The 22,073-nt window shown below is 74.5% G+C and carries 15 protein-coding genes and 3 pseudogenes; 10 read left to right on the top strand and 8 right to left on the bottom strand.

The genetic code is table 11. The annotated features are described in order from the left end of the window. Positions 1 to 35: 35 nt before the first annotated feature. The 3 genes from ACIRQF_RS11370 (at position 36) to ACIRQF_RS11360 (ending at position 4,151) form a co-directional block, all read left to right on the top strand. Positions 36 to 869, top strand: a complete 834-nt coding sequence (locus ACIRQF_RS11370) for a 3-hydroxybutyrate dehydrogenase (protein ID WP_382480068.1) — start codon at positions 36 to 38, stop codon at positions 867 to 869. A gap of 62 nt (positions 870 to 931) precedes the next feature. After that, complete coding sequence (locus ACIRQF_RS11365; protein WP_389758663.1) at positions 932 to 2,821, top strand: helix-turn-helix domain-containing protein; 1,890 nt, start codon at positions 932 to 934, stop codon at positions 2,819 to 2,821. Positions 2,822 to 2,951: 130 nt separating this feature from the next. Further along, positions 2,952 to 4,151 (top strand): CaiB/BaiF CoA transferase family protein, encoded by a 1,200-nt coding sequence (locus tag ACIRQF_RS11360; RefSeq protein ID WP_404091081.1) that lies wholly within the window; start codon positions 2,952 to 2,954, stop codon positions 4,149 to 4,151. A 37-nt stretch (positions 4,152 to 4,188) separates the two neighbouring features. Here ACIRQF_RS11360 and ACIRQF_RS11355 read toward each other — a convergent pair whose 3' ends face one another. Continuing rightward, positions 4,189 to 5,043, bottom strand: a complete 855-nt coding sequence (locus ACIRQF_RS11355; RefSeq protein ID WP_404091078.1) for a LysR family transcriptional regulator — start codon at positions 5,041 to 5,043, stop codon at positions 4,189 to 4,191. A 69-nt stretch (positions 5,044 to 5,112) separates the two neighbouring features. Between ACIRQF_RS11355 and ACIRQF_RS11350 the strand changes: the two genes are divergently transcribed. Beyond that, complete coding sequence (locus ACIRQF_RS11350) at positions 5,113 to 6,012, top strand: EamA family transporter (RefSeq protein WP_404091075.1); 900 nt, start codon at positions 5,113 to 5,115, stop codon at positions 6,010 to 6,012. Positions 6,013 to 6,441: 429 nt separating this feature from the next. Here ACIRQF_RS11350 and ACIRQF_RS11345 read toward each other — a convergent pair. From ACIRQF_RS11345 to ACIRQF_RS11335, 3 genes and pseudogenes are all read right to left on the bottom strand, one after another. After that, positions 6,442 to 7,488, bottom strand: a pseudogene (locus ACIRQF_RS11345) (AI-2E family transporter); the annotation flags it as partial. Positions 7,489 to 7,590: 102 nt separating this feature from the next. Beyond that, positions 7,591 to 8,160, bottom strand: a complete 570-nt coding sequence (locus ACIRQF_RS11340; RefSeq protein WP_404091072.1) for an NUDIX domain-containing protein — start codon at positions 8,158 to 8,160, stop codon at positions 7,591 to 7,593. A gap of 56 nt (positions 8,161 to 8,216) precedes the next feature. After that, positions 8,217 to 9,226 (bottom strand): annotated as a pseudogene (locus ACIRQF_RS11335) (threonine/serine dehydratase). A gap of 138 nt (positions 9,227 to 9,364) precedes the next feature. Here ACIRQF_RS11335 and ACIRQF_RS11330 point away from each other — a divergent pair. Further along, on the top strand, positions 9,365 to 11,893 hold the full coding sequence (locus tag ACIRQF_RS11330; RefSeq protein WP_404091069.1) for an MFS transporter: 2,529 nt from the start codon (positions 9,365 to 9,367) through the stop codon (positions 11,891 to 11,893). Here ACIRQF_RS11330 and ACIRQF_RS11325 read toward each other — a convergent pair. Together ACIRQF_RS11325 and ACIRQF_RS11320 are read right to left on the bottom strand one after the other, a co-directional pair. Then, positions 11,862 to 13,223, bottom strand: a complete 1,362-nt coding sequence (locus ACIRQF_RS11325; RefSeq protein ID WP_404091067.1) for a C45 family autoproteolytic acyltransferase/hydolase — start codon at positions 13,221 to 13,223, stop codon at positions 11,862 to 11,864. The two genes, ACIRQF_RS11330 and ACIRQF_RS11325, sit on opposite strands and share 32 nt — an antisense overlap. Before the next feature lie 51 nt (positions 13,224 to 13,274). Further along, positions 13,275 to 14,762 carry a purine-cytosine permease family protein gene (locus ACIRQF_RS11320; RefSeq protein WP_404091064.1) on the bottom strand — a complete coding sequence of 496 codons (1,488 nt, stop codon included), beginning with the start codon at positions 14,760 to 14,762 and terminating at the stop codon, positions 13,275 to 13,277. Between the two features lie 127 nt (positions 14,763 to 14,889). On the opposite strand from ACIRQF_RS11320, the gene ACIRQF_RS11315 reads away from it, so the two are divergent. Then, complete coding sequence (locus tag ACIRQF_RS11315) at positions 14,890 to 15,528, top strand: TetR/AcrR family transcriptional regulator (RefSeq protein ID WP_382480088.1); 639 nt, start codon at positions 14,890 to 14,892, stop codon at positions 15,526 to 15,528. Positions 15,529 to 15,621: 93 nt separating this feature from the next. On the opposite strand, the gene ACIRQF_RS11310 is transcribed toward ACIRQF_RS11315, so the two are convergent. Next, positions 15,622 to 16,398, bottom strand: a complete 777-nt coding sequence (locus tag ACIRQF_RS11310; protein WP_404091062.1) for an NUDIX hydrolase — start codon at positions 16,396 to 16,398, stop codon at positions 15,622 to 15,624. Further along, positions 16,395 to 17,126 carry a hypothetical protein gene (locus ACIRQF_RS11305; RefSeq protein ID WP_404091059.1) on the bottom strand — a complete coding sequence of 244 codons (732 nt, stop codon included), beginning with the start codon at positions 17,124 to 17,126 and terminating at the stop codon, positions 16,395 to 16,397. The genes ACIRQF_RS11310 and ACIRQF_RS11305 overlap by 4 nt, the downstream gene beginning before the upstream one ends. A gap of 186 nt (positions 17,127 to 17,312) precedes the next feature. On the opposite strand from ACIRQF_RS11305, the gene ACIRQF_RS11300 reads away from it, so the two are divergent. The 4 genes and pseudogenes from ACIRQF_RS11300 (at position 17,313) to ACIRQF_RS11285 (ending at position 22,055) form a co-directional block, all read left to right on the top strand. Further along, positions 17,313 to 17,714, top strand: coding sequence for a nuclear transport factor 2 family protein (locus tag ACIRQF_RS11300; protein ID WP_382480092.1), 402 nt, complete (start codon positions 17,313 to 17,315; stop codon positions 17,712 to 17,714). Beyond that, on the top strand, positions 17,711 to 20,443 hold the full coding sequence (locus ACIRQF_RS11295; RefSeq protein WP_404091056.1) for an FAD-dependent oxidoreductase: 2,733 nt from the start codon (positions 17,711 to 17,713) through the stop codon (positions 20,441 to 20,443). Before ACIRQF_RS11300 ends, ACIRQF_RS11295 begins: the two co-directional genes overlap by 4 nt. 115 nt (positions 20,444 to 20,558) lie before the next feature. Next, positions 20,559 to 21,350: pseudogene (locus tag ACIRQF_RS11290) on the top strand (Tat pathway signal sequence domain protein); the annotation flags it as partial. After that, the gene (locus ACIRQF_RS11285) at positions 21,324 to 22,055 is read left to right on the top strand and encodes a discoidin domain-containing protein (protein ID WP_404091777.1); all 732 of its coding nucleotides are present in this window, start codon (positions 21,324 to 21,326) and stop codon (positions 22,053 to 22,055) included. The pseudogene ACIRQF_RS11290 and the gene ACIRQF_RS11285, both read left to right, overlap by 27 nt. Positions 22,056 to 22,073 lie beyond the last annotated feature (18 nt).

Raw genomic sequence — 22,073 nt, 5'->3', positions numbered from 1 at the left:
CGGTCGGAGGTGGGGCGCTTCATAAGGTGCGGAGCATGAGCGCCCCCACCACATCAGGGCCCGTCCCGGCCCAGGCCCCCGCGCCCCGGCCCGCCCCCGGGTCCGTCACCCTCGACCTCTCCGGGCGCACCGCGCTCGTCACCGGCGCGGCCAGTGGCATCGGCCGGGCCTGCGCGCTGCGGCTCGCCGCCGCCGGAGCCCGGGTCAGAGCCGTCGACCGGGCCGCCGAAGGGCTCGACGCGCTGTCCGAGTCCGCCGTCGGGCTGCCCGGCGCGGTCGAGGCACAGCTGCTCGACCTCACCGACCTCGACGCCGCCGAGGCCGCCGCGGCAGGCGCCGACATCCTCGTGAACAACGCGGGGCTCCAGCTCGTCCGCCCCATCGAGGACTTCCCGCCGGACGTCTTCCACCAGGTCCTCACCGTGATGCTGGAGGCGCCCTTCCGCCTGATCAGGGGTGCCCTGCCGGAGATGTACGCCCGGGGCTGGGGCCGCATCGTGAACGTCTCCTCCGTGCACGGGCTGCGCGCCTCCGCCTACAAGTCGGCCTACGTGGCCGCCAAACACGGACTGGAGGGCCTCTCCAAGACCGCCGCCCTGGAGGGCGCCCCGCACGGCGTCACCTCCAACTGCGTCAACCCCGGCTATGTCCGCACGCCCCTCGTCGAGCGCCAGATCGCCGACCAAGCCGCCGCCCACGGCATCCCCGCCGAGCGGGTGCTGTCCGAGGTGCTGCTGAAGGACTCCGCGCTCAAGCGGCTCATCGAACCCGAGGAGGTCGCCGAGGCCGTGCTCTACCTCTGCACGCCGCAGGCGTCCTTCGTGACCGGCACCTCGCTCGCCCTCGACGGAGGCTGGACGGCGCACTGAGCGCCGCGAACGTTGTCCACAGGGCTGGTGCGACCCCCCGTACGACAGGTATCCCTGTGACCATGACCCACGAACAGGCCGCCTACCTGGAGCTCCTCGCCCGTGGCGCCGCCACCGAGGCGTACGACCGCCCCGTGCTGCTCGCCCGCGCGGGCGGCGCGGGGCCCGAGGAGCTGGCGGGGCTGGAGCAGGCCAAGCAGCTCGCGCTCCGGGTCCGGGCCGAGCTGGAGGGCCGGCGCCGGCGCGAGGCCGAGCTGTCGGCGCTCTTCGAGACCGCCCACGACCTCGCGGGCCTGCGCGACCTCGACGACGTGCTGCGCGCCATCGTGCAGCGCGCCCGCTCCCTGCTCGGCACCGAGGTCGCCTATCTCAGCCTCAACGACCCCGTGCGGGGCGACACCTACATGCGGGTCACCGAGGGTTCCGTCTCCGCCCGGTTCCAGCAGGTCAGGCTGGGCATGGGGGAGGGGCTCGGCGGACTGGTGGCCCAGACCTCCCGGCCCTACGTCACCGACGACTACTTCCGCGACGAGCGCTTCCAGCACACCGAGTCCATCGACAGCGCCGTCGGCGACGAGGGACTCGTGGCGATCCTCGGCGTGCCGCTCACCCTCGGCAGCCAGGTCATCGGCGTGCTCTTCGCCGCCGACCGGCGGGCCCGGGTCTTCGAGCGCGAGCAGGTCGCCCTGCTCGGCTCGTTCGCCGCGCACGCCGCCGTCGCCATCGACACCGCCAACCTGCTCGCCGAGACCCGCTCCGCCCTCGCCGAGCTGGAGCGGGCCAACGACATCATCCGCGAGCACAGCGGCGTCATCGAGCGGGCCTCCGAGGTCCACGACCGGCTCACCGAACTCGTCCTGCGCGGCGGCGGGGTGCACGACGTGGCCGCCGCCGTCTCCGAGGTGCTCGGTGGCGCCGTCGAGTTCGTCGAGGAGCGGCCGGGGCCCGCCACGATCGCCGAGGGGCACGCGGGCCGTGACGGCGACGACTGGGTCGCGGCCGTCTCCGCCGGCGGCGAGACCTTCGGCGCCCTCGTCCTGCGCGAGCGGCCCGATCTCGACCCCGTCGACCTGCGCACCCTGGAGCGTGCCGCCCTCGTCACCTCCCTGCTGCTGCTCGCCCGCCGCTCCGCCGGCGAGGCCGAGCAGCGGGTCCGCGGCGAGCTGCTCGACGACCTCCTCGACGCGCCCGACCGCGACCCGGGGCTGCTGCGCGAGCGGGCCGCGCGACTGCGCGCCGACACCGACGCCCCCCACGTCGTGCTCGCCGCCCGCATCGACCGGGCCGACGCCGGGGCCGAGGCGGACACCGGCGGCAGGGAGAGCGCCGACCGCCAGCGACTGCGCTCCGCCGCCTCCCACCTGGCCGCCACCCGCCACGGACTGGCCTCCGCACGCGAGGGCGGCACGGTCCTGCTGCTTCCCCTCGGCCCCGGCGAGTCCGCGGCGGAACTGGCCCGGCAGACCGCCAAGCACCTGGGCGGTGCACTCCACGAACCCGTGACCGTCGGCGCCTCCGCCCCCGTCACGGCTCCCCTCGCCCACCCCGAGCGGGTGGGACCCGCCTACGAGGAGGCGCGCCGCTGCCTCGACGCGCTGCGCCTGCTGCACCGGCAGGGCGAGGGCGCGGCAGCCGAGGACCTCGGCTTCCTCGGCCTGCTGCTCGCCGACACCCGCGACATCGAGGGCTTCGTCGAGCGCACCATCGGCCAGGTCGTCGCCTACGACCGGCGGCGGGGTACGGACCTCGTGCGCACGATGGACGCCTACTTCGCCAGCGGCATGAGCCCGGCCCGCACCAAGGACGACCTCCACGTCCATGTGAACACCGTGGCCCAGCGCGTCGAGCGGATCGGGCGTCTCCTCGGACCCGACTGGCAGTCACCGGCGCGCTCCCTGGAGATCCAGCTGGCCCTCCGCCTGCACGCCCTGTCGAGCGCCGTCATACGCTGACCGCACCCCCGCGCAGGTCGTGTCTTTCGGATCAGGCCGGATCAGGGACCGGACACCGCGAGCCCGGCAAGATCCGAAGGACACCCGCCGGCGCACCCCGGCGAACACCACGGCCCCAGGAGGTCGCCCGATGACCGGTCTTCCCCCGGACCTGCCGCTGTCCGGCATCACCGTCGTCAGCCTCGAACAGGCGGTGGCGGCACCCTTCGCCACGCGCCAGCTGGCCGATCTCGGCGCCCGGGTGATCAAGATCGAGCGGCCGGGCGACGGCGACTTCGCACGTCGCTACGACACGACCGTGCACGGCGAGTCCAGCTACTTCGTGTGGCTCAACCGCTCCAAGGAGTCGATCACACTCGACCTGAAGACGCCCGCGGGGCGCGAGGTCCTGGAGCGGCTGCTCGCCGAGGCGGACGTGTTCGTGCAGAATCTCGCGCCGGGCGCCGCCGCCCGCCTCGGCCTCGCCCCCGACGCGCTCGCCGAGCGCTTCCCTTCGCTGATCGCGGCGGGACTCTCCGGCTACGGCACGAGCGGGCCGTGGGCCGACCGCAAGGCGTACGACCTGCTGGTCCAGTGCCAGACCGGACTCGTCTCGCTGACCGGCAACGAGCACGGCACGGCCCGCGCCGGGGTGTCCGTCGCCGACATCGCCGCCGGCATGTACCTGTACACCGGCATCCTCACCGCCCTGTTCACCCGCGCCACCACCGGAGTCGCCCGCGCCGTCGAGGTCTCCCTGTTCGAGGCGCTCGCCGAATGGATGCACCAGCCCGCCTACTACACGCGGTTCGGCGGCACCCAGCCCCCGCGGATCGGTACCAGGCACGCCACCATCGCCCCCTACGGCGCCTTCACCGCGGCCGACGGCAAGGACGTGCTGTTCTCCATCCAGAACGAGCGCGAGTGGGGCGCGCTGTGCGAGCGCTTCCTGGAGCGGCCGGAGCTCGCCGCGGACCCGCGGTTCGCCACCGGTTCCGACCGGGTCGCCCACCGCGAGGAGCTCGACGCCCTCGTGGCCGAGCGGTTCACCCGCCTCGACAGCGGCGCCGCGACGAAGCTCCTCGACGAGGCGGGCATCGCCAACGCGGGGGTCAACGACATGACCGAGTTCCTGGCACACCCCGTCCTCGACGCCCGCGGGCGCTGGCGGGACGTCGGCATACCCGGGGGTGCCCGGATCCCGGCACTGCTGCCGCCGGCCGACCTGTCCGGCACGAGCCCGCGCATGGACCCCGTCCCCGCCGTCGGCGAGCACACCGAGCGCATCCTGACGGAGCTGGGCTACGGGCCGGCCGACATCGCGGACCTGCGCGCCGGCGATGCCCTCTGACGACCCCGCCGCCAGGGCCCGGAGCGGCGCACCCGCCTCACCCCGCGCGGTAGAGCCCGGTCAGCAGCTCGATCACGGCCGGGGCCGCGGGGTGCGGGTCGTCCCGCCACCAGGCGAGCCGCACCGCGACCGGCTCGGCGTCACGCACGGGGCGGTAGACGACCCCGGGCCGGCGGTACTGGCTGGCGGTGGCCTCCGCGCTCATGCCGATACGGCGGCCCGTGGAGATCGCGGTGAGCCAGTCGTCGACGTCGTGGATCTCCTCCGTGGCCGGCCGGGAGTCCGGCGGCCACAGCTCCGGCGTCGTGGTGCCCGTGCGCCGGTCGATCAGCAGCGTGTGTCCGCTGAGATCGGCGAGACGGACCGAACGGCGCCTGGCCAGCGGCTCGTCGGCGGCCATCGCGCACAGCCGCCGCTCCAGGCCGATGATCGCCGAGTCGAAGCGCCGGTCCTCCAGCGGCCTGCGCAGCACCGCGAGATCGCAGGACCCCTCGGCCAGCCCGGCGGTCGGCGAGTTCACCCGGACCAACTGGAGCTCCGTGCCCGGATGCGCCGCGGCCCACCCCCGCTGGAACGCCGGCGTGTGCCGCCCCAGCGCCGACCAGGCGTAGCCGATCCGCAGCGCCCGCTCCCCGGAGCCGGCCTCCCGGACCAGTTCGTCCGCCGCGTCCAGCACCCGCCGGGCGTGGGCCACCACCCGTATGCCCGCCGCGGTCGGCGTCACCGAGCGGGAGGTGCGGCGCAACAGACGCACGCCCAGGACCTGTTCGAGCGACGCAAGGGTCCGCGACACCGCCGCCTGGGAGACACCGAGGGTGAGAGCCGCGTCCGTGAAGGTCCCCTCGTCGACGATCGCGACCAGACAGCGCAGCTGCCGCAGTTCCAGTTGCATGCGTCAAGCGTATAGAACCCTTCCGGTCATGCATTTTGTGCAAGCTCGGGCGCCGAGGACGATCGGGCCATGTCCGCAGCTCCCGCCACCGCCACGGCGCCCACCCCCGCCGAGACCTCGCACCGCACGTCCTCCGCCGGGGTGGTCGCCATGCTCGGCAGCGGCCTGTCCAACCAGGTGGGCGCCGCCACCGGTTCCCTCGCCTTCCCGGTGCTCGGCCCCGTCGGAGTGGTCGCCGTCCGCCAGTACGTCGCCGCGATCGTCCTCCTCGCCATCGGCCGGCCCCGGCTGCGCTCGTTCACCCGGCGCCAGTGGCGGCCGGTGGTCCTGCTGGCGGTCGTCTTCGGCACGATGAACCTCTCCCTCTACACGGCCATCGACCGGGTGGGCCTCGGGCTCGCCGTCACCCTGGAGTTCCTCGGCCCGCTGGCCCTCGCCCTCGCCGCGACCCGCCGCCGCGTCGACGCCTGCTGCGCGGTGCTCGCCGCGGCCGGCGTCGTCACCCTCATGCGCCCGCAGCCCACCACCGACTACGTCGGCATGGGCTTCGGCCTCCTCGGAGCCGTCTGCTGGGCCTCGTACATCCTGCTCAACAGGACCGTCGGCAGCCGGATCCCCGGCGCGCAGGGCAGCGCCGCCGCCGCGGGTCTGTCCGCGCTGATGTTCCTGCCCGTCGGCCTGGTCGTCGCGCTGCGCCACCCGCCGACCGCCGCGTCCCTCGGCTACGCCGTCGCGGCCGGCGTCCTCGCGTCGGCCGTCCCGTACCTCGTCGACCTCTTCACCCTCCGCCACGTCCCGCCCGCGGCCTTCGGCCTCTTCATGAGCGTCAACCCGGTCCTCGCGGCGGTGGTGGGCTGGATCGGCCTCGGCCAGAGCCTCGGCCGGGCGGACGGGGCGGCCATCGGCGCCGTCGTCACCGCCAACGTCCTCAGCATCGCCACCTCACGCCGCCGAACCCCCGCCACCTGACGGATCCTGACCGCCGGACGGACCCGCTCCGTCGGACGGACCTGCACCGGACGGATCCTGACCGCCCGACGGACCGCTCCCGCCTGACGAACCTCCGCCGCCTGACGGATCCTGACCGTCGGACGGACCTGCTCCGTCGGACGGACCTGCTCCGTCGGACGGACCTGCTCCGTCGGACGGACCTGCACCGGACGGATCCTGACCGCCCGACGGACCGCTCCCGCCTGACGAACCTCCGCCGCCTGACGGATCCTGACCGTCCGACGCCCCCGCCCCGTCGGACGGACCCGCACGGCCGGTCGTGCCCTCGCCACCCACCGCGCTCTCCCCGTCCGCGCTCTCCCCCACCGCGCTCTCCCCGTTTGCGGCCTTCCCGCCGTCGGCCGGGGCCGCGTCCGACGGGCCTCCGGCGAGGGCCCGCTCCGCCGCGCGGGCCTCGCGGAGGGACGTGTGGACCGCCCAGACCACCGACACGAGGGGTACGGCCACCACCGCGCCGACGATCCCGGCCGCGATCGAACCCGCGATGACCGAGATCGCGACCACCAGCGGGTGCAGCCGCACGGCCCAGCTCATCACCAACGGGTGCAGCAGATGGCCCTCGATCTGGCCGATCACCACGATCAGCGCGATCACGATCCCCGCCACGAGCGGCCCCTTCGCCGCCAGGGCGACGACGGCGGCGACCGCCAGCGCGATGGGGGACCCGATCAGCGGGATGAACGCCGCCATGAACTCCAGCAGGGCGAGCGGCACCGCGAGCGGCACCCCGAGCAGCCACAGGGCGATGCCCACGAGTACCGCGTTCGTCGCGGCCACGAGCACGATCCCGTGCGTGTAGCCCGTGAACGTGCGCCAGGCCGCCTGCCCGCCGACGTCCGCCCGGACCCTGACGGAGGTCGGCAGCTGGTCCCGGAACCAGGCCCACTGCCGGTCCCCGGAGTGGATGAAGAACACGGAACTGAACAGCGCGAGGGCGAGCGTGGTCAGCACGGCGACCAGCCGGTGCGCGCCGCTCACGGCCTCGCTGACCAGCGTCGAGCGGTGGCTCGACAGGAAGTCCCCGATCCGCGACTGGACGTCGGACAGCGCCCGCGGGTTGAGCCGGAACGGCGGCCGCTCCAGCCAGTCCTCGATGCGCCCGATCCCCTCCCGGAACTCGCGCACCAGTGTCGTCCGCTCACCCGCCACCGCCTCGCCGACCAGTGCGAGGACGCCGAGGACGAGCGCGATGCCGCCGAGGAGCGTCAGTGCCACCGCCAGCGGGCGCGGCAGGCCCTTGGCGACGACGTCGGCGACGGGCCGCAGCAGGGCGGTGACCACCAGGCCGAGGAAGACGGCCACACCGATCTCGTGGAACCTCCCGAGCACCGCGAACAGCGCGTAGACGAGTCCGCCGACGACGAGCACACGCCACGCGTAGGCGGCGGCCGTACGGAGGAAGGGGGCGACCGAGGGGGCCGAGCCAGGCTGCATGGCCATCGACGTACCACCCCGGCACCGCCCGCCCACGCCCCTGCCCCCACATTCCCCCGACCGGGGCCGCCACCCGCCGACCCGCACACCCGCTCCGCCGGGCTACACCCACCGGTAGGTGGCGTCGGTGACCGCCGGGAGGGCCGCGTCGGTGACCGGGTCGTACGGGCCGAGGTGCGCCAGGTGGGGGCCGATGGGCGGGAAGAGCGGCAGGTGCGCGGTCGCTCGGTGGTCGATCCACACGATGTGCCCCGCCTCGTGCCCGCCGTCCGGCAGCTCGTCGTACTCCACGGTGGCCAGCCCCTCCCGGACCGCCGGGGTGACCCGCAGACGGTGGATCAGGTGAAGTTTCCGCGGCGGCGGAGTGGGCCCGGGCCGGCTCACCCGCTGGTCCACGGTCCACACCAGCTCGCCCCCGTCGGCCTGCCCGACGTCCAGTCCCAGCTCCTCCGCGAGCTCACGGGCGAGCGCGTCACGGAGGTCCTCGCCGGGCTCGACGTTGCCTCCCGGGGTCGAGTAGTGCACGGACCCGGGCCGGTCCCGCCGGATGAGCGCGACCTCGTCCCCGCAGTAGACGAGGGCGCTGACACGGATCTTCAGCGTGGCGAAGGCGACGGGGGCGGCGACGGGGGCGGGAGCACCGGCGGGTGCGGTATCCGGGGATGGCGTCATGGGCCGAGTGTCTGCTGCCCTCGCCCGCCACGTCCACCGAGGGGGCGCGCCTCGGACTAGCGGACCAGGTCCCTGGGGTCGGTGTTGGCGCCGCAGAGGACCACGCAGACCTTCTCGCCCGGCGCGGGCCGGTAGGCGGGGGCGGGCGCGGTGAGGGCCGCGAAGGCGGTGGCGGCGGCGTGTTCGACGACCAGCCGGTGCTCGTCCCACAGCGCCTGGCGGGCCCGCACGATCTCCGCGTCCGGGACGAGGACGGAGCGGACGCCCTCCTCACGGGCGGCGTGCAGGGCGGCGGCGGAGACCCGGCGGGCGCCGAGCGCGTCGGCGGCGACCGATGCGACGGTGACGTCGACCGGAGCCCCCGCCTCCAGCGCGGCGTGCAGCGCCCGGCAGTGCTCCGGCTCCACGGCGACCGTCCGCACGCCGTGCTGCCGCGCGGCCGTGGCGACCCCCGCGAACAGGCCTCCTCCGCCCACCGAGACCACCAGTGTGTCGAGGTCGGGCAGCCGCTGGTGGATCTCCTCCATGAGGGTGCCCGCCCCGGCGGCGATGAGCGCGTGGTCGTACGCGTGCGAGGCCAGCGCCCCGCTCTCCGCCGCGAAGTCCTCGCAGGCGGCCAGCGCCTCGGCGTACTCCGTACCGGCGAGGCGCACGTCCGCGCCGTAGCCGAGGAGCCGCTCGACCTTCAGCCTCGGCGCCGTCTCGGGCAGGAAGACGGTGGCCCGGACGCCCTGCTGACGCGCCGCCCAGGCGCACGCGAGGCCCGCGTTGCCGCCGGAGGCGATCGTCACCCCGGCCGCGGGCAGGGTCCCGGCCTCCCGGTGCGCCAGCAGGAAGTTCTGCGCGCCCCGCGCCTTGAACGTCCCGGTGTGCTGGAGGAACTCCAGCGCGAAGAACAGCTCGTAGCCGGGGCCGCCCGCTCGGCCGGCACCGCCGGCGCGACGGTCACCGGTCGGACCTGCCCGGCGACCCGTGCGGTCGCGCTCTTCACGTCGTCGTAGTCGAGGTTCCGCACGCTGCCGCTCCCGATCCGCTGCCCCGTCGCGCTGTCGTCCCCGCCGATCATGTCACCGGCCCGCTGTCCGCGACCAGGGAGGGGCCGGCCCGCGGGGCAGCGGTTCGGGTGGGGAGGCCTCGTGCGCGGCGGTCCCGATCGGGTCAAGGCACCGGATCGGTGCGGCCGGTTCGGATATCTTCCCTTCTCGTGGACCAGTTGACCGCGGAAGATCCCCCTCGCATCGGCCCGTACCGGCTCATCGCCCGCCTGGGAGCAGGCGGCATGGGCCTGGTCTATCTCGGGCGCTCCGAGGCGGGACGCACCGTCGCCGTGAAGGTCGTGCAGGCCGAGTACGCCGGGAACGCCGAGTTCCGGCGGCGTTTCGCGCGAGAGGTGGCCGCCGCACGGCGGGTCGGGAGCAGTTGGACGGCGGACGTGCTCGACGCCGACCCCGGGGCGGCCGTGCCCTGGGTGGCGACCCAGTACATTCCCGGGCCCGACCTGCACACCGTGGTCGCCGAGGACTTCGGCCCGCTGCCCGAGCACTCCGTGCGCGCGCTGGCCAACCGGCTCGCCCTCGCCCTGCAGACGGTCCACGCCGCCGGAATCATCCACCGGGACCTCAAGCCGTCGAACGTGCTCGTCACCGTGGACGGGCCCCGTGTCATCGACTTCGGCATCGCGCGTGCCATGGACAGCCTGACCGGCGACAGCCTGCACACCCACACCGGGATGCTCATCGGCTCGCCCGGCTTCATGTCGCCCGAGCAGGTCCGAGGGCTGGAACTGACCCCCGCCAGCGACGTCTTCTGCCTCGGCGCCGTGCTCGTGTACGCGGCGACCGGTCGCATGCTCTTCGGCGCCACCGACACCGGTCTGAACGCCCATCTCTTCCGTGTGGCCGAGGAGGAGGCGGACCTGACCGGCGTACCGGACCCGCTGGTCGGCCTCGTACGGGCCTGTCTGGAGAAGGACCCGACCCGGCGGCCCACGCCGCGGGAGATCGCCGAGACCGCGGTGCCGGACGACACCAGGGAGTGGCTGCCCGGCTCCGTACTGGCCCAACTCGGGCGGCGTGCGGCCCAGTTGCTCGACTTCGCGCCTCCCTTGCGGGACGCGCCGCCCGCCGTGCCCGCCCAGGTCGATCCCCGGGTCGCCCTCGCCCGGCAGCAGGGGCAGCCCGTACCGCCGCCGCCCGCCTACGCGCCCACCGCGCCCGCGGCCGGCGGCGCGGGGGAGGGCTTCGGTCCGCCGCTCGGGCAGGGGGCCGCGGCCGGAGACGTGTGGTCAGGGGACACCACCCCGGCGCACCTCGTCCCCGACCCGACCCCGAACCCCCGGCGCTGGTGGGGACTCGGGGTGGCGGTCCTGGTGCAGCTGCTCGTGGTGATGCAGGGCTCGGTCCTCGGCCAGGTCGTGCCGGTCGTCCAGGCCGACCTCGCACTGGACATGGACACGGTCAACTGGATGTTCCGGTCCTACGCGGTCTCCCTCGGCGCCCTGGCGCTGTTCGGCGGGCACCTCTCCGATCTCGTCGGCCGCCGCAGGGTGCTGGTCATCGGCCTGTCCGGAATCACGGTCGCCTGCCTGCTCGCCGGGACGGCGCCCTCGTCGGCGCTGCTCGTCGTGGCCTGGCTCCTCCAGGGGGTCTGCGCCGCGCTGCTCACGCCGGCGGCGCTCTCCCTCGTGGCCGCCGGCTTCACCGACGCCAAGGAGCGCCGTACGGCCTTCGGTGTCTTCACCGGTGCCGTCGGCGGCGGGGCCGCCCTCGGGATGCTCGCCGGCGGGATGATGACCGAGCTGCTCAGCTGGCGGGTGGCCTTCTACGGCGCGATCCCCTTCGCGGTCGTCGCCCTGATCGGCACGCTGACCCTGGTGTCCGAACCCGCCGCTCCGGCCGGTGCCCGCTTCGATCCCGCCGGGGTGGTGCTGGGCACCCTCGGACTCGGCGCCCTCTGCTACGGACTCGGCGGGGTCGGCCAGTACGGCTGGGCCGAGCCGACGACCCTGGTGCCCCTCGCGGCGGGCCTCGTGCTGGGCGCCGCCTTCCTCGGGTCGCAGGGTGGTTCGGCCGCCCGGCTCCTTCCCGCACACGCGCTCAAGGACCCGCGCCGGGCCGGCTCGCTGGGTGTCCTGGTCCTGCTGGGCATCGGCACGTTCGCCCTCTACGGAGCGGTGTCGTTCCGGCTCCATTACGTGCTGGGCCAGACCTTCGTGACGGCCGGACTGGGAGTGCTGCCGCTGGTCGTCGCCGCCCTCCTGGCGGCGACGCTGATCGCCGCCCGGGCGACCTCGCCCACCGCGCCCCGGATCCTGGTCGTGACGGGCACGGTCCTGACGGGCGCGGGGCTCGCCGTCCTCGCGGTCGCCCCGATCAGCGGCGCCTACCTGCCGGTCGTGCTGCCCACCCTGCTGCTCGTCGGCGTCGGTACCGGTCTCGCCCTTCCGCCGCTGTACGACCTCGCCACCGGCGCCCCGGCGGGGCCGGTGCCCGCGGGGACGGGCGGCAGCGCCGGGGCGGTCGCGGCCGTCGGGCAGCTGGGTGCGGCGGTCGGCGTGGCCGTCTTCGGCACCGCGCTCATGTCCGACGGGGACAGCGTCTCGGGCCGCCTGGTCGACGCGTACGCCACCAGCCTCTGGTGGGGCGCGGGCGCCCTCCTGCTCGCCGCCCTCGTCGGCGGTCTCGCCGTCACGGCGCCGCGGGTCAGGCCCGGAGCGGAATCCAGGGTCGGCTGAACTGCTCGGCGGGCGTGCCGTCCAGCACCCGCGCCGTGCGGGTGGCCGGGTCGAGCACGACCGTCGCGAGGCTCGCCCAGCGGCGTCCCGGCGGCGCCGCCAGGTCGGGGACGCAGGTGACGGGCGGCTCGCCCGGACCTGTGACCAGCTCCCGCGGCAGCCCTTCGACGGTCACGGGTACCGGTGGGAGGGCGCGGGCGCCGTCGCGGGGGCCGGCCGCGAACCCGGCCACGGGTCCGGCTCCGTCCTGTCCTGCGCCGCCGTCCTGTCCCGCGCCGCCGTCCTGTCCCGCACCGCCGGCCTCGCCCGCGCCGCCGTCCCGCCCGTGGTCCCCGGCGCGGCCAAGGCGCTCGCGGAGGAAGCCGAAGCGCTCCCCGGAGTCCGGCTGGTAGAGCCGGGTCTTCTCGCGCGCCGCCGGGACCTCGGTGAGGAAGTGGTTGGTGCGCAGATGGGTGTCCGGAGCCACCCGGGGTGCCTCGAAGACCCCGACGGGGCTCAGGTCGAGCAGCACGGCGCTGTCGGCGTCGAAGAGCATGAAGGAACCGGACGAGGTGAGCGGCGCGGACTCGACGAGCTCCCTCGCGTGGGCGACGCTTCCGGCCTCCTCCAGGACGAGCGCCGCGAGCACGTGCACGGGGATCCCTCCGGCCCGGTCGTCCTCGTGCCCGAGGATGTTGAAGTGCAGGGCGAGCCCGGCGCTGTTGACGCCGATCTTGGCGAGGATGCCGTGCTCGGTGAGGCCGGCGTAGCGGTGGGTCCCGCCGGCCGACTCCACGGTGTGCCAGTACGGGCTCAGCTCGACGTGCCAGTCCCAGGTCTGGACGCCGACGTGGGTGCGGCCGGCGCCGTCGGGCGTGCGGGCCGCGCGGACGATCGTCGAGCACTCACCCGGAGGTACGGCGGTGGAGCGGGCGAGGATCTCGGTACGGGCGTTGAGCGCCGCGATCCGCCACGCCTCGACGCCGGCTCCCGCGGCGATCCCCTGGATCTGCTCGCGCAGCGCGGGACGGAAGGCGTCGACGGCGTCGAGCGCCCGGCGGGCGTCGTCGCGGACGGTCTCCGGCCGGATGCCGCCCAGGGCGAAGAGCCGGTCGTACGTCTCCAGCGCGCCGTGCAGGGCCGGGACGAGCTGTCGGCCCCGGTCGTACCCGCGCCGACGCGGATCGGAGTCGGCGACGGCCACGTGCGGCCGGTGCTCGGGGCGGGGGAAGGGCGCGGAGGCGGACGCCGGAGCCGACGGCGTGGCGGACGCCGGGGCGGAGGGCGCAACGAACAGGGAGGGTGCGGGGGACACGGCGGGTGCGGACGGTACGGGGTCAGGCTCGGTCACGGGTCCGGCTCCTGAGGTGCGGCGGTACGGGGAGGGCGCGGCGGCCGGACGTCAGTCGCACGCGGGTGCGGGTGCGGCTGCCGGGGCGTTCGCGGGCGACGGGGCGGGCAGGGTTCCGAAGGCCCGGGACAGCGCCCAGTACAGGGCCGCAGAGCCGAGGACACCGACCGGGACGGCCAGGTTGAGGCCGTCGAGGCCCGCGGAGACGGAGCCCGCCCAGAAGGTGGAGCTCGCGCAGAGCGCGGCCGCGGTGGCGCCGAGGAGGGTGGCCAGGGCGCCGGCCGTGTTGACGCCGCCGCGGTACCAGTACGGTCCCGTCCGGCGCTGGTCGTGCAGCGCGAGGCCGTCGTAGCGGTTGCGGCGCAGCAGGACGTCGGTCGCGTACACGGCCATGCAGGGGCCGGTGACGATCACGACGAGCTCCATCATGGCGTTGACGGCGGTGAGGAAGTCGAAGACGAGGATCGCGAAGAGCGTCATGGCCGTGCCGATGACACCGACGACCAGGACCGCTGCCACGCGGGGGAGCCGGATGCCGATCGACTGCACCGAGAGGCCCGCGCTGTAGGCGGTCATGCCGTTGTTGGCCATCGTGTTCACGACGACCCCGAGGACGAAGAGGGGCGCGAACCAGCCGGGCATCAGGCCTTCGAGGGCGCCCTGCGGGTCGCTCATGTCGAGGCTCGTGGCCGCGAGCGCGCCGACGGCGGTGAACAGGACGCTGGGCAGGAAGGCTCCGGCCGCCGTCCACAGGGTGATCGCCGTGGCGCTGCTGTCGCGGGGCAGGTAGCGGGCGAGGTCGGGGCTGTTGGCGTACGAGAGGGGCGCGGAGGCGACGAGGGTGAAGCCGGACGCGAGGGCGACGGCGTGGGCCGCGCCGGTGAGCGGCTCGGCGGGCGCGTAGGACCAGTCGGCGTGGGCGACGACGAGCGCCGAGACGACGAGGAAGACACCGGTGAGCAGCACGGTCAGGGCCGAGTAGAGGCGCACGATGGTGGCGTGGCCGTAGATCGCGATGAGGACGGTGACGCCGGCGATCAGACAGATCACCACGGCGTCGAGGGCGGTGGACTCCGGCAGGCCGAGCCGGCCCGCGAGGCCGATGCCCGCGACGGAGGCGGCGGACCAGTTGAGCGCGAGATAGAGGGCGGAGATCAGCCAGCCGGTGAGGGCCACGACGATCTTGTTGCCGAGGACACCGTAGATCGCCCGGGAGACGACCGAACCGGTGGTGCCCGAGGCGGGGCCGCTGATCGCGACGAAGCCGGTGAGCAGCCAGAGGAGGTTTCCCCCGACGATCACGGCCAGGGCCTCGACGAGGGGCAGGCCGATCAGGACGAGCGTGGCGCCGACCACGAAGCTCAGGTAGCTGACGTTGGGGGCGGCCCAGATCGCGAAGAGCTCGCGGGGCGAGCCGTGCCGTTCGGCGTCGGGCACGCAGTCGATGCCGCGGGTCTCGACCCGACCGGCGCGGTCGACACCGCCGGCCGCTCCGTCGGCGGCGCGGACCACGTCGTGGGGCGCGGGAGTGGGTGCCATGGCTGGGGTCCTTGTCCAGGGAGGAGGGGCCGGGGGAGGGGCCGGGGGAGGGGCCGGGAAATGCGCGGAGCTTTATTGGTTAGGTAACCAATAGCTTGTTGGTGCGCCATCCAATAGTCTGTTCCGTGTGACGTCAACCCCCCGGAGCAAGCGCACCCGCAAACCGCCCGCCGAGCGTCGGGCCGAGATCCTGGACGCCGCCGCCCGCCTCGCCCTGGAGCACGGGCTGGAACGGGTCACCACCCAGCAGGTCGCCGCCGAGCTGGGTGTACGGCCCGGCCTCATCGGCCACTACTTCGCCACGATCGACCTGCTGCTGTGCGAGGCCTTCGCCCGCGCCGTCACCCGCGAGCGGGGCGCCCTGCTCCCGGCCGACGACGACGGACTGCCCCCGGTCCGCCGCCTCGCCCGCTTCCTCGCCCGTATCGGCGACGCCGACTTCGCCGACCTGGGCCGCCTCTGGCTCAACGCCCGCCATCTCGCGCGCTACCGCCCGAACCTGCGGGCCGTCGTCGCCGAACAGGAGGCGATCATGCGCGCGGCGCTCACCGCCCTCATCGAGGACGGCGTCCGCACCGGCGACTTCGACACCGACGATCCGGCGGCCGCCTGCGTGGTGCTCCTCGTCACGATCGACGGACTCGACTCCTACGCCAACGCCGACGAGGACGCCTCGTCGATCCACCCGGTCCTCGACACGCTCACCGTCCGCGTCGCCGAACGCGAACTGGGCCTGCCTGCCGGCAGTCTGCGCCCGGAGCGCTGACCGCCGGGGGCCCGGCGCAGGCCGGGGGCCGAAGGGGGGCCGGCCGCGGCTCGTCGGCGGAAGGCGTGAGGAGCACCCCCTGCCGGCACCCCCTCAGTCCGTGCGGGCGAAGTGGCGGTCGAGCAGCTGAGGGAGGTAGTCGGCGCACCGGGCGAGGACGGCCTCCGGGCGGTCCGCCGCGGGGACGAACGCGAGCGCGTCCAGTTCCGGTCCGGCGCCGTGGGCCGACTCCGCAGCGGCGAGGCGCGCATGGTGACGGCGTACCAGTTCGGCGGGTACCGGCCGGGCCAGGAAGTGGAAGCCGAGGCTGCCGAAGCGGGCGCCGCGGGTGAGCGCGCCCAGGCGCAGCTCCGACTCCGGCGCGCGGATGCCGAGTTCCTCGGCCAGCTCCCGGACGGCGTGCGCGCGGAGCGCCGCGAGGTCCAGTGGTCGCCCCTCCGGTGGCGGTTCCGCCGCGCCGCCCGGCAGGGTCCAGCGGCCCGGGGCGGCGGTGGCGGGGGAGCCGCGGCCCACCACGAGGCCCTCCTCTGTCGGCAGCAGCACCGTCACGAAGACGGACCCCGGGACCGCGGAGGGCGGGCGCAGCCGGCGCAGGGCCCGGTAGCGGTAGGTCGTCCTGGCCCAGCGCACCGACACGAGGCCGGGTGCCGGGCGGTCGAGGCCCAGGCTCGCCACGAGCGGGCCGTCGAAGGTCGCCGGGTTGCGGGCCGCCGTCTCCGTCCAGAGGCGGTCCACCGCGTGGCCCTCCTCGGGGGTCAGCGGCGGGGGAGGGTGCTCGACGAAGTCGATCCGGTCCGTGTCCACGAACGCGACGGCCGGTAAGGCGGGCCGTGTGGTGCGGCGGCTCATCGGCGCACCCCGGTCCGTCATGCCGCCGTCTCCCACGCCGTCGTCAGGCCCCCCAGCCAAGCGGGCGGGAGTTCGGCCGCGTCCCACTCCTCGCGCAGCGGGTCCGGCACGGTGGTCAGGCGTTCCAGGACGGCGATGCTGGCGGGGGAGTGGAGCAGGGAGTAGCGGCCGTGGATGGCGATCGGGCTGCCGGGGCCGTACTCCGCGTACATCCGCTCCACCCGGTCGCGGTGCGTCGCGGCGAACCGGGTGAGCCGGCCCGCGTATCCGGCCCGCTGACGGGCGCTCATCGTGCCGAGGACGGCCGTGAGGACCTGTTCGGAGACCTCCGGGTCGAGGTCGGAGACGGTGGTGAAGGAGAGGTAGAGCGGCAGGACCACCACCTTCGCCCGCTCCAGCTCCATCCGGCCGACCCGCGTGCGCGGTTCCGTGTCCGCGCCCGGCGTCTCGGAGCGGACCGCCCGGCTCAGGCTCCGTTCGGCGAGGGCGCCGAGCTCGTCCGCGGCGGTGCCGGCGCCGTCGAGCCAGCCGGACGTGTAGGGCTCGCCCTTCTCGCCGGGGGCGTTCCGCGCGAGGGTGCCGAGCTCCTCGTGGGCCAGGGCGAGCGCTCCGGCCTCGACCAGCCCGATGAGCTCCTCGGCGTCACCCGAGTAGACCCCCGCCCGCTCCAGGAGCTGGACGAGAGTCCGCTTGGCGTTGAGGACGTCGGCCTCGTCCAGCCGCTGCCGGCCTTCCTCGGTGGCGTTCATGGGTCCTCCTTGTCGCATGTGCCGCGCCGCCGTGAGCCTACGTGCCGAGGGTGCCCGCTCGTGGCCGGGCACACGAGAAATCCCACGCCGGGGGCGGTTTCGCGGGGAGGCCCCTGGACATCGCCCCCCTCTCGCCCTACTCTCCTCATCACCTATTCAATTAATTGAGTAACGCGAGGATGGATCATGCACCCGTTCCGCCAGGCCGTCGAGGCCCGTGACGAGGCCGCCATCGAGGCGCTGCTCGCCGAGAACGTCGTCTTCACCAGCCCGGTCGCCTTCAAGCCGTACCCCGGCAAGGCCATCACCGCCGCGATCCTCCGCGGCGTGATGCGCGTCTTCGAGGACTTCACGTACGTCCGCGAGATCGCGGACCCGGACGGCCGCGACCACGCGCTCGTCTTCACCGCGACCGTCGGCGGGCGCCGGATCCAGGGCTGCGACTTCCTCCACTTCGACGAGGACGGCAGGATCGACGACTTCACCGTCATGGTCCGCCCGCTCTCCGCCGCGCAGGCCCTCGCCGCGGCCATGGGCGCCCAGTTCGACCGGATCGCCCGGGAGGCCGGAGAGGCGGCCGGGGCGTGAGCCCCGATGTCGACGCGGTCGTCATCGGTGCCGGGAACGCCGGACTCGCCGCCGCCGTCACCCTCCAGCGGGCCGGAGTGCGCACCCTGCTCGTCGAGCGGCACAACGTCCCCGGCGGCTGTGCCACCTCCTTCCGGCGCGGGCGGTACGAATTCGAGGTGGCCCTGCACCAGTTGTCCGGCATCGGGGCCGAAGGGCAGGCCTTCACCCTGCGCGGTCTCCTCGACGACCTCGGGGTCGCCGGAAAGCTCGACTTCGTCGAGGAGCGCGACCTCTACCGGGCCGTCGTCCCCGGCCGGTACGACGTCACGGTGCCCGCTGACCGGGCCGGCGCGGTCGACGCCCTCGAAGCGGCCTTCCCCGGCAACCGGCACCGCGTCGAACGATTCCTCCGGCTGGTCGGGGACGTGGCCTTCTGGCAGGTCGCCGCCATGCGAGGCCTGCCCGCCGACCGGATCGACCCGCTGCTCTTCCGCCAGGGGCTGCGCCCGCTCGGCGACGTCCTCGACGAGCACTTCGACGACCCCGGCCTCAAGTCCGTGCTCGCCACCTACTGGACCTACCTCGGGCAGCCGCCGTCCCGGCTCGCCTTCCAGGACCTGGCCCTCGTCCTCTTCGCCTACCTGGAGTTCAAGCCCTGGCACATCAGGGGCGGTTCCCAGGCCCTGTCCACGGCCCTGCTCGACTCCTTCCTCGCGGCCGGCGGCGAGGCCCGCTTCCACACCGAGGCGGAGGCCCTCCTGACCGAGCGCGGGCGGGTCGTCGGGGTCCGGTTCGCCGGTGGCGAGGAGGTCTCGGCCCGTGACGTCGTCTCCAACGCCTCCCTGCCCGTCACGTACGGCATGCTCGACGAGGCCGTCGTACCGGCCCGGGTCCGCGCCGACCTGGCGAGCCGCCGCGTGGGAGTCTCCGGCTTCGTCCTCCACATGGGCCTCGACGCCACCCCCGCCGAACTCGGCTTCACCGCGAGCACCACCTTCGTCAACGCCGACCTCGACGACGCACGCACCTACGCCTCCTGGCGCACCCTGGAGCCCGCCCGCGGGATCTGCGTCTCGTCGTACGACGTCGCGCCGATCGGCTTCGCCCCGAGCGGCGCGACGCACGTCAGCCTCACGACCCTGCAGTACGGGGACGTCTGGGAGCGGATCCCGCCCGCCGCGTACGCGCGCACCAAGTTCGCCTACGCGGAGACCCTGCTCGACCGCGTCGGGGCCGTCGCCCCCGGCATCCGGGACGCCATCGAGGAGGTGGACGTCGCCACCCCGCTCACCCTGGCCCGCTACCTCGGGCATCCGGGCGGCGCGATCTACGGGTACGACCAGGACCGCACCGAGAGCTGGTTGTTCCGCGACAGCCTGCGCGACCCGGGGGTGCCCGGGCTCCATCTCGCCGGATCCTGGGCCGGGTCCGGCGGCTTCCAGCCGACGCTGGAGTCCGGCTACCGCGTCGCCCGCCGCCTGCTGAAGGCCGGTGCCGGTCGCGACACGGGCGTCGCCCGTGCCACGGCCCACGGCGGGTCCGCGGGCGCCGGCCGGGACGCCGTCGGCTCCGCCCGCGCCGCCCGCACCGGTGCGGGCGCGGGCTCCGTCCACGCCCTCGCCCCGCTCTTCGACGGGTACGAGGCCGTCCGGGCCGAGATCGACGGCCGCCCCGCCGACACCGCCGACCACGCCGGACGCACCCGCCGGCTCCGCGACGTCCACCACCCCGCGCGCCTGACCCTCACGGTCGACGCCGTCGTCCGGGAGACCCCCAGCACGGTCACCTTCCGGCTGCGCCGCACCGACGGCTCCGACCTGCCGCCGTTCCTGGCCGGGCAGTACGTCGCCGTCCACGCGGACGGCACCAGCCGGCCGTACGCGATCTCCTCCAGCCCCGCCCGTCGCGACCACTGGGACCTGACGGTGCGCCGGGTCCCCGGCGGGCGGATCAGCAACCACCTCGCCGACACCGTGCGGCCCGGCGACACCCTGACGACCAGCGGGCCGCAGGGCACCTTCCACCACAACCCGCTCTTCCACGGCGAGGACGTCGTCTTCCTCGCGGGCGGCTCCGGCGTCGTTCCGGCCATGAGCATGATCCGCGACATCCTCGACCACGGGCTCGAACGCCGCTTCCACCTCCTCTACGGCTCCCGCTCGGCCGGCGACATCCTCTTCCGCGAGGAACTGGACGCGATCGCCGCGCACCACCCCCGGATCCGCGTCGACCACGTCGTCGCCGCTCCGGAACCGGACGCCGGCTGGTCAGGACCGACCGGATTCCTCACCTCCGCTCTGATCAGGACGCTCGCCGGGCCGCTCGACGGACGCATGGTCTACGTGTGCGGGCCGCAGGCCCTCTACCCGTACGCCCTCGGCCGGCTCGCCGAACTCGGCCATCCCCGGCGCCGGATCCGTTTCGAGGCCAACGGGGCCCCGGCCGATCCGGCCGGCCGGCCGCACTGGCCGGCCGGCGTCGACCCGGCCGCCGAGGTGACCGTCACCGCCGCCGGACGGTCCTTCCGCACCCGCCGCGACCGGCCGCTCCTCGATGCCCTGGAGGACCAGGGCATCCGCCCCGAGGCCGGGTGCCGGTCCGGCGAGTGCAGCCTGTGCCGCGTACGGGTGGTCAAGGGCACGGTGCACAGCGCCGAGGAGGCCAGGCCGCGCCTGTCCGACGCGCGGTCCGGTTACGCGCACTCCTGTGTGGCGTACCCGCTCACCGACGTCGAGCTGGAGGTCTGAGGTCCGGGGTCGGTCTGCGGCCAGAACTGTCAGGAACCTTTACTGACGACTGCCGGGCGGGCAGTATGGCGCGCACCAACGACATCGGCCCCAACTCCCCCTCCGGAGGCGGTACATGACACGCCGACGTGTGATCCCGGTCGCGTTCGCGGCCCTGGCGGCGCTCGCCCTGACCCTGCTCGGCCTGGTCTCCCCCTCGTCCACCGCCGGAGCGGCGGCCGCCTGGACGCTCCGGTGGGCGCCGGACGTGGCCGGGGACGGCCTGGGCGCGTTCGAGACGGTCGAGGACGACCGGGCGGACTCCCATCCCGGGGGTGCGCCCCACATCAAGGTCGCCGGAGACGCCTACCGATTTGACATGCACATGGTGGATCGCGACACCGCCACCGACCGGCAGCGCCAGGAGGTCACCGGCAACCGCACCTCGTCGTCCAGCTTCCTGGAGTGGCGGCCCGGCGAGACCTGGCGGGTGACGTACTCGATGTACATCCCCAGCTCGCTGATGGCCACCTCGACCTTCACGCACATCATGCAGACCAAGCAGCCGGGCACGGGCACCTCGCCGATCACCGTCACCTCGCTGCGCCGCGTGAACGGCAAGCAGACCATCGAGCACAAGATCTTCGACGGCGACGTCCTGGTCGGCCGGACCGAGCTGGAGCCGCTGCAGAACAAGTGGATCGACATCGAGTACGAGATGAAGATCGGCGACGGCACGGCCGGTTCGGTGCGCTGGGTGGTCAAGAGCGCAGGCACCACGGTGGTGGACGCCACCAGGACCGGCGTCGACACCTTCCTCGCCGACCGCGTCCGGCCCAAGTGGGGCATCTACCGTTCGCTGGGCGACACTTCCGGGTCCCTGCGCGACACCTACCTGCTCCTGAAGAACCTGCGGGCCTACCAGCTCACCGGCGGCGGACCCGCCCCGGACACGCAGGCACCGACGGCACCCGGCGGCCTGCGCGTCACGGGCAGCACCGCCGGAAGCGTCTCCCTCGCCTGGGACGCCGCCACCGACGACGTCGGCGTCACCGGCTACGACGTCCACCGGGGTGGGACTCTCGTCGGCACGGTCACCGGCACCGCCACCACCGTCACCGGCCTCGCCCCGAACACGGCGTACGGCTTCACCGTCAGGGCCCGCGACGCGGCGGGGAACATCTCCGGCGCCTCCGCCGCCGTCACCGGCACCACCCGGTCCGCCGACGGAACCGAGACCCTGCTCTCCCAGGGGCGCCCGGTCGCCGCCTCGTCGACGGAGGCCGCCGGACTCGAACCCGGCAAGGCCGTCGACGGGTCCGGGAGCACCCGCTGGGCCTCAGTCGAGGGCGTCGACCCGCAGTGGCTCCGCGTCGACCTCGGCTCCCCCGTCGCGCTCTCGCGCGTCCGGCTCGACTGGGAGGCCGCCTACGCCCGCGCCTACCGTGTGCAGGGCTCCCTGGACGGCACCACCTGGACCGACCTCTACGCCACCACGACCGGAGACGGCGCCACCGACGACCTGACCGTCTCCGGCACCGCTCGTTACGTCCGGGTCCACGGCACCGGGCGGGCCACGCCGTACGGCTACTCCCTCTGGGAGTTCAAGGTCTACGGGACCCCGGCGGCATAGCCACGACCCACGGGATCC

Source organism: Streptomyces sp. NPDC101191 (assembly GCF_044767915.1).
In the GTDB taxonomy this organism is placed as follows: Bacteria; Actinomycetota; Actinomycetes; order Streptomycetales; family Streptomycetaceae; genus Streptomyces.
This window is presented reverse-complemented; position numbering and strand designations above follow the sequence as displayed.

What these genes read in the sequence shown, in the direction of transcription:
- ACIRQF_RS11370 (WP_382480068.1), top strand. Translation starts at nt 36, where the DNA reads ATGAGCGCCCCCACCACATCAGGGCCCGTCCCGGCCCAGGCCCCCGCG.
- ACIRQF_RS11365 (WP_389758663.1), top strand. Translation starts at nt 932, where the DNA reads ATGACCCACGAACAGGCCGCCTACCTGGAGCTCCTCGCCCGTGGCGCC.
- ACIRQF_RS11360 (WP_404091081.1), top strand. Translation starts at nt 2,952, where the DNA reads ATGACCGGTCTTCCCCCGGACCTGCCGCTGTCCGGCATCACCGTCGTC.
- ACIRQF_RS11355 (WP_404091078.1), bottom strand. Translation starts at nt 5,043, where the DNA reads ATGCAACTGGAACTGCGGCAGCTGCGCTGTCTGGTCGCGATCGTCGAC.
- ACIRQF_RS11350 (WP_404091075.1), top strand. Translation starts at nt 5,113, where the DNA reads ATGTCCGCAGCTCCCGCCACCGCCACGGCGCCCACCCCCGCCGAGACC.
- ACIRQF_RS11340 (WP_404091072.1), bottom strand. Translation starts at nt 8,160, where the DNA reads ATGACGCCATCCCCGGATACCGCACCCGCCGGTGCTCCCGCCCCCGTC.
- ACIRQF_RS11320 (WP_404091064.1), bottom strand. Translation starts at nt 14,762, where the DNA reads ATGGCACCCACTCCCGCGCCCCACGACGTGGTCCGCGCCGCCGACGGA.
- ACIRQF_RS11310 (WP_404091062.1), bottom strand. Translation starts at nt 16,398, where the DNA reads ATGACGGACCGGGGTGCGCCGATGAGCCGCCGCACCACACGGCCCGCC.
- ACIRQF_RS11305 (WP_404091059.1), bottom strand. Translation starts at nt 17,126, where the DNA reads ATGAACGCCACCGAGGAAGGCCGGCAGCGGCTGGACGAGGCCGACGTC.
- ACIRQF_RS11300 (WP_382480092.1), top strand. Translation starts at nt 17,313, where the DNA reads ATGCACCCGTTCCGCCAGGCCGTCGAGGCCCGTGACGAGGCCGCCATC.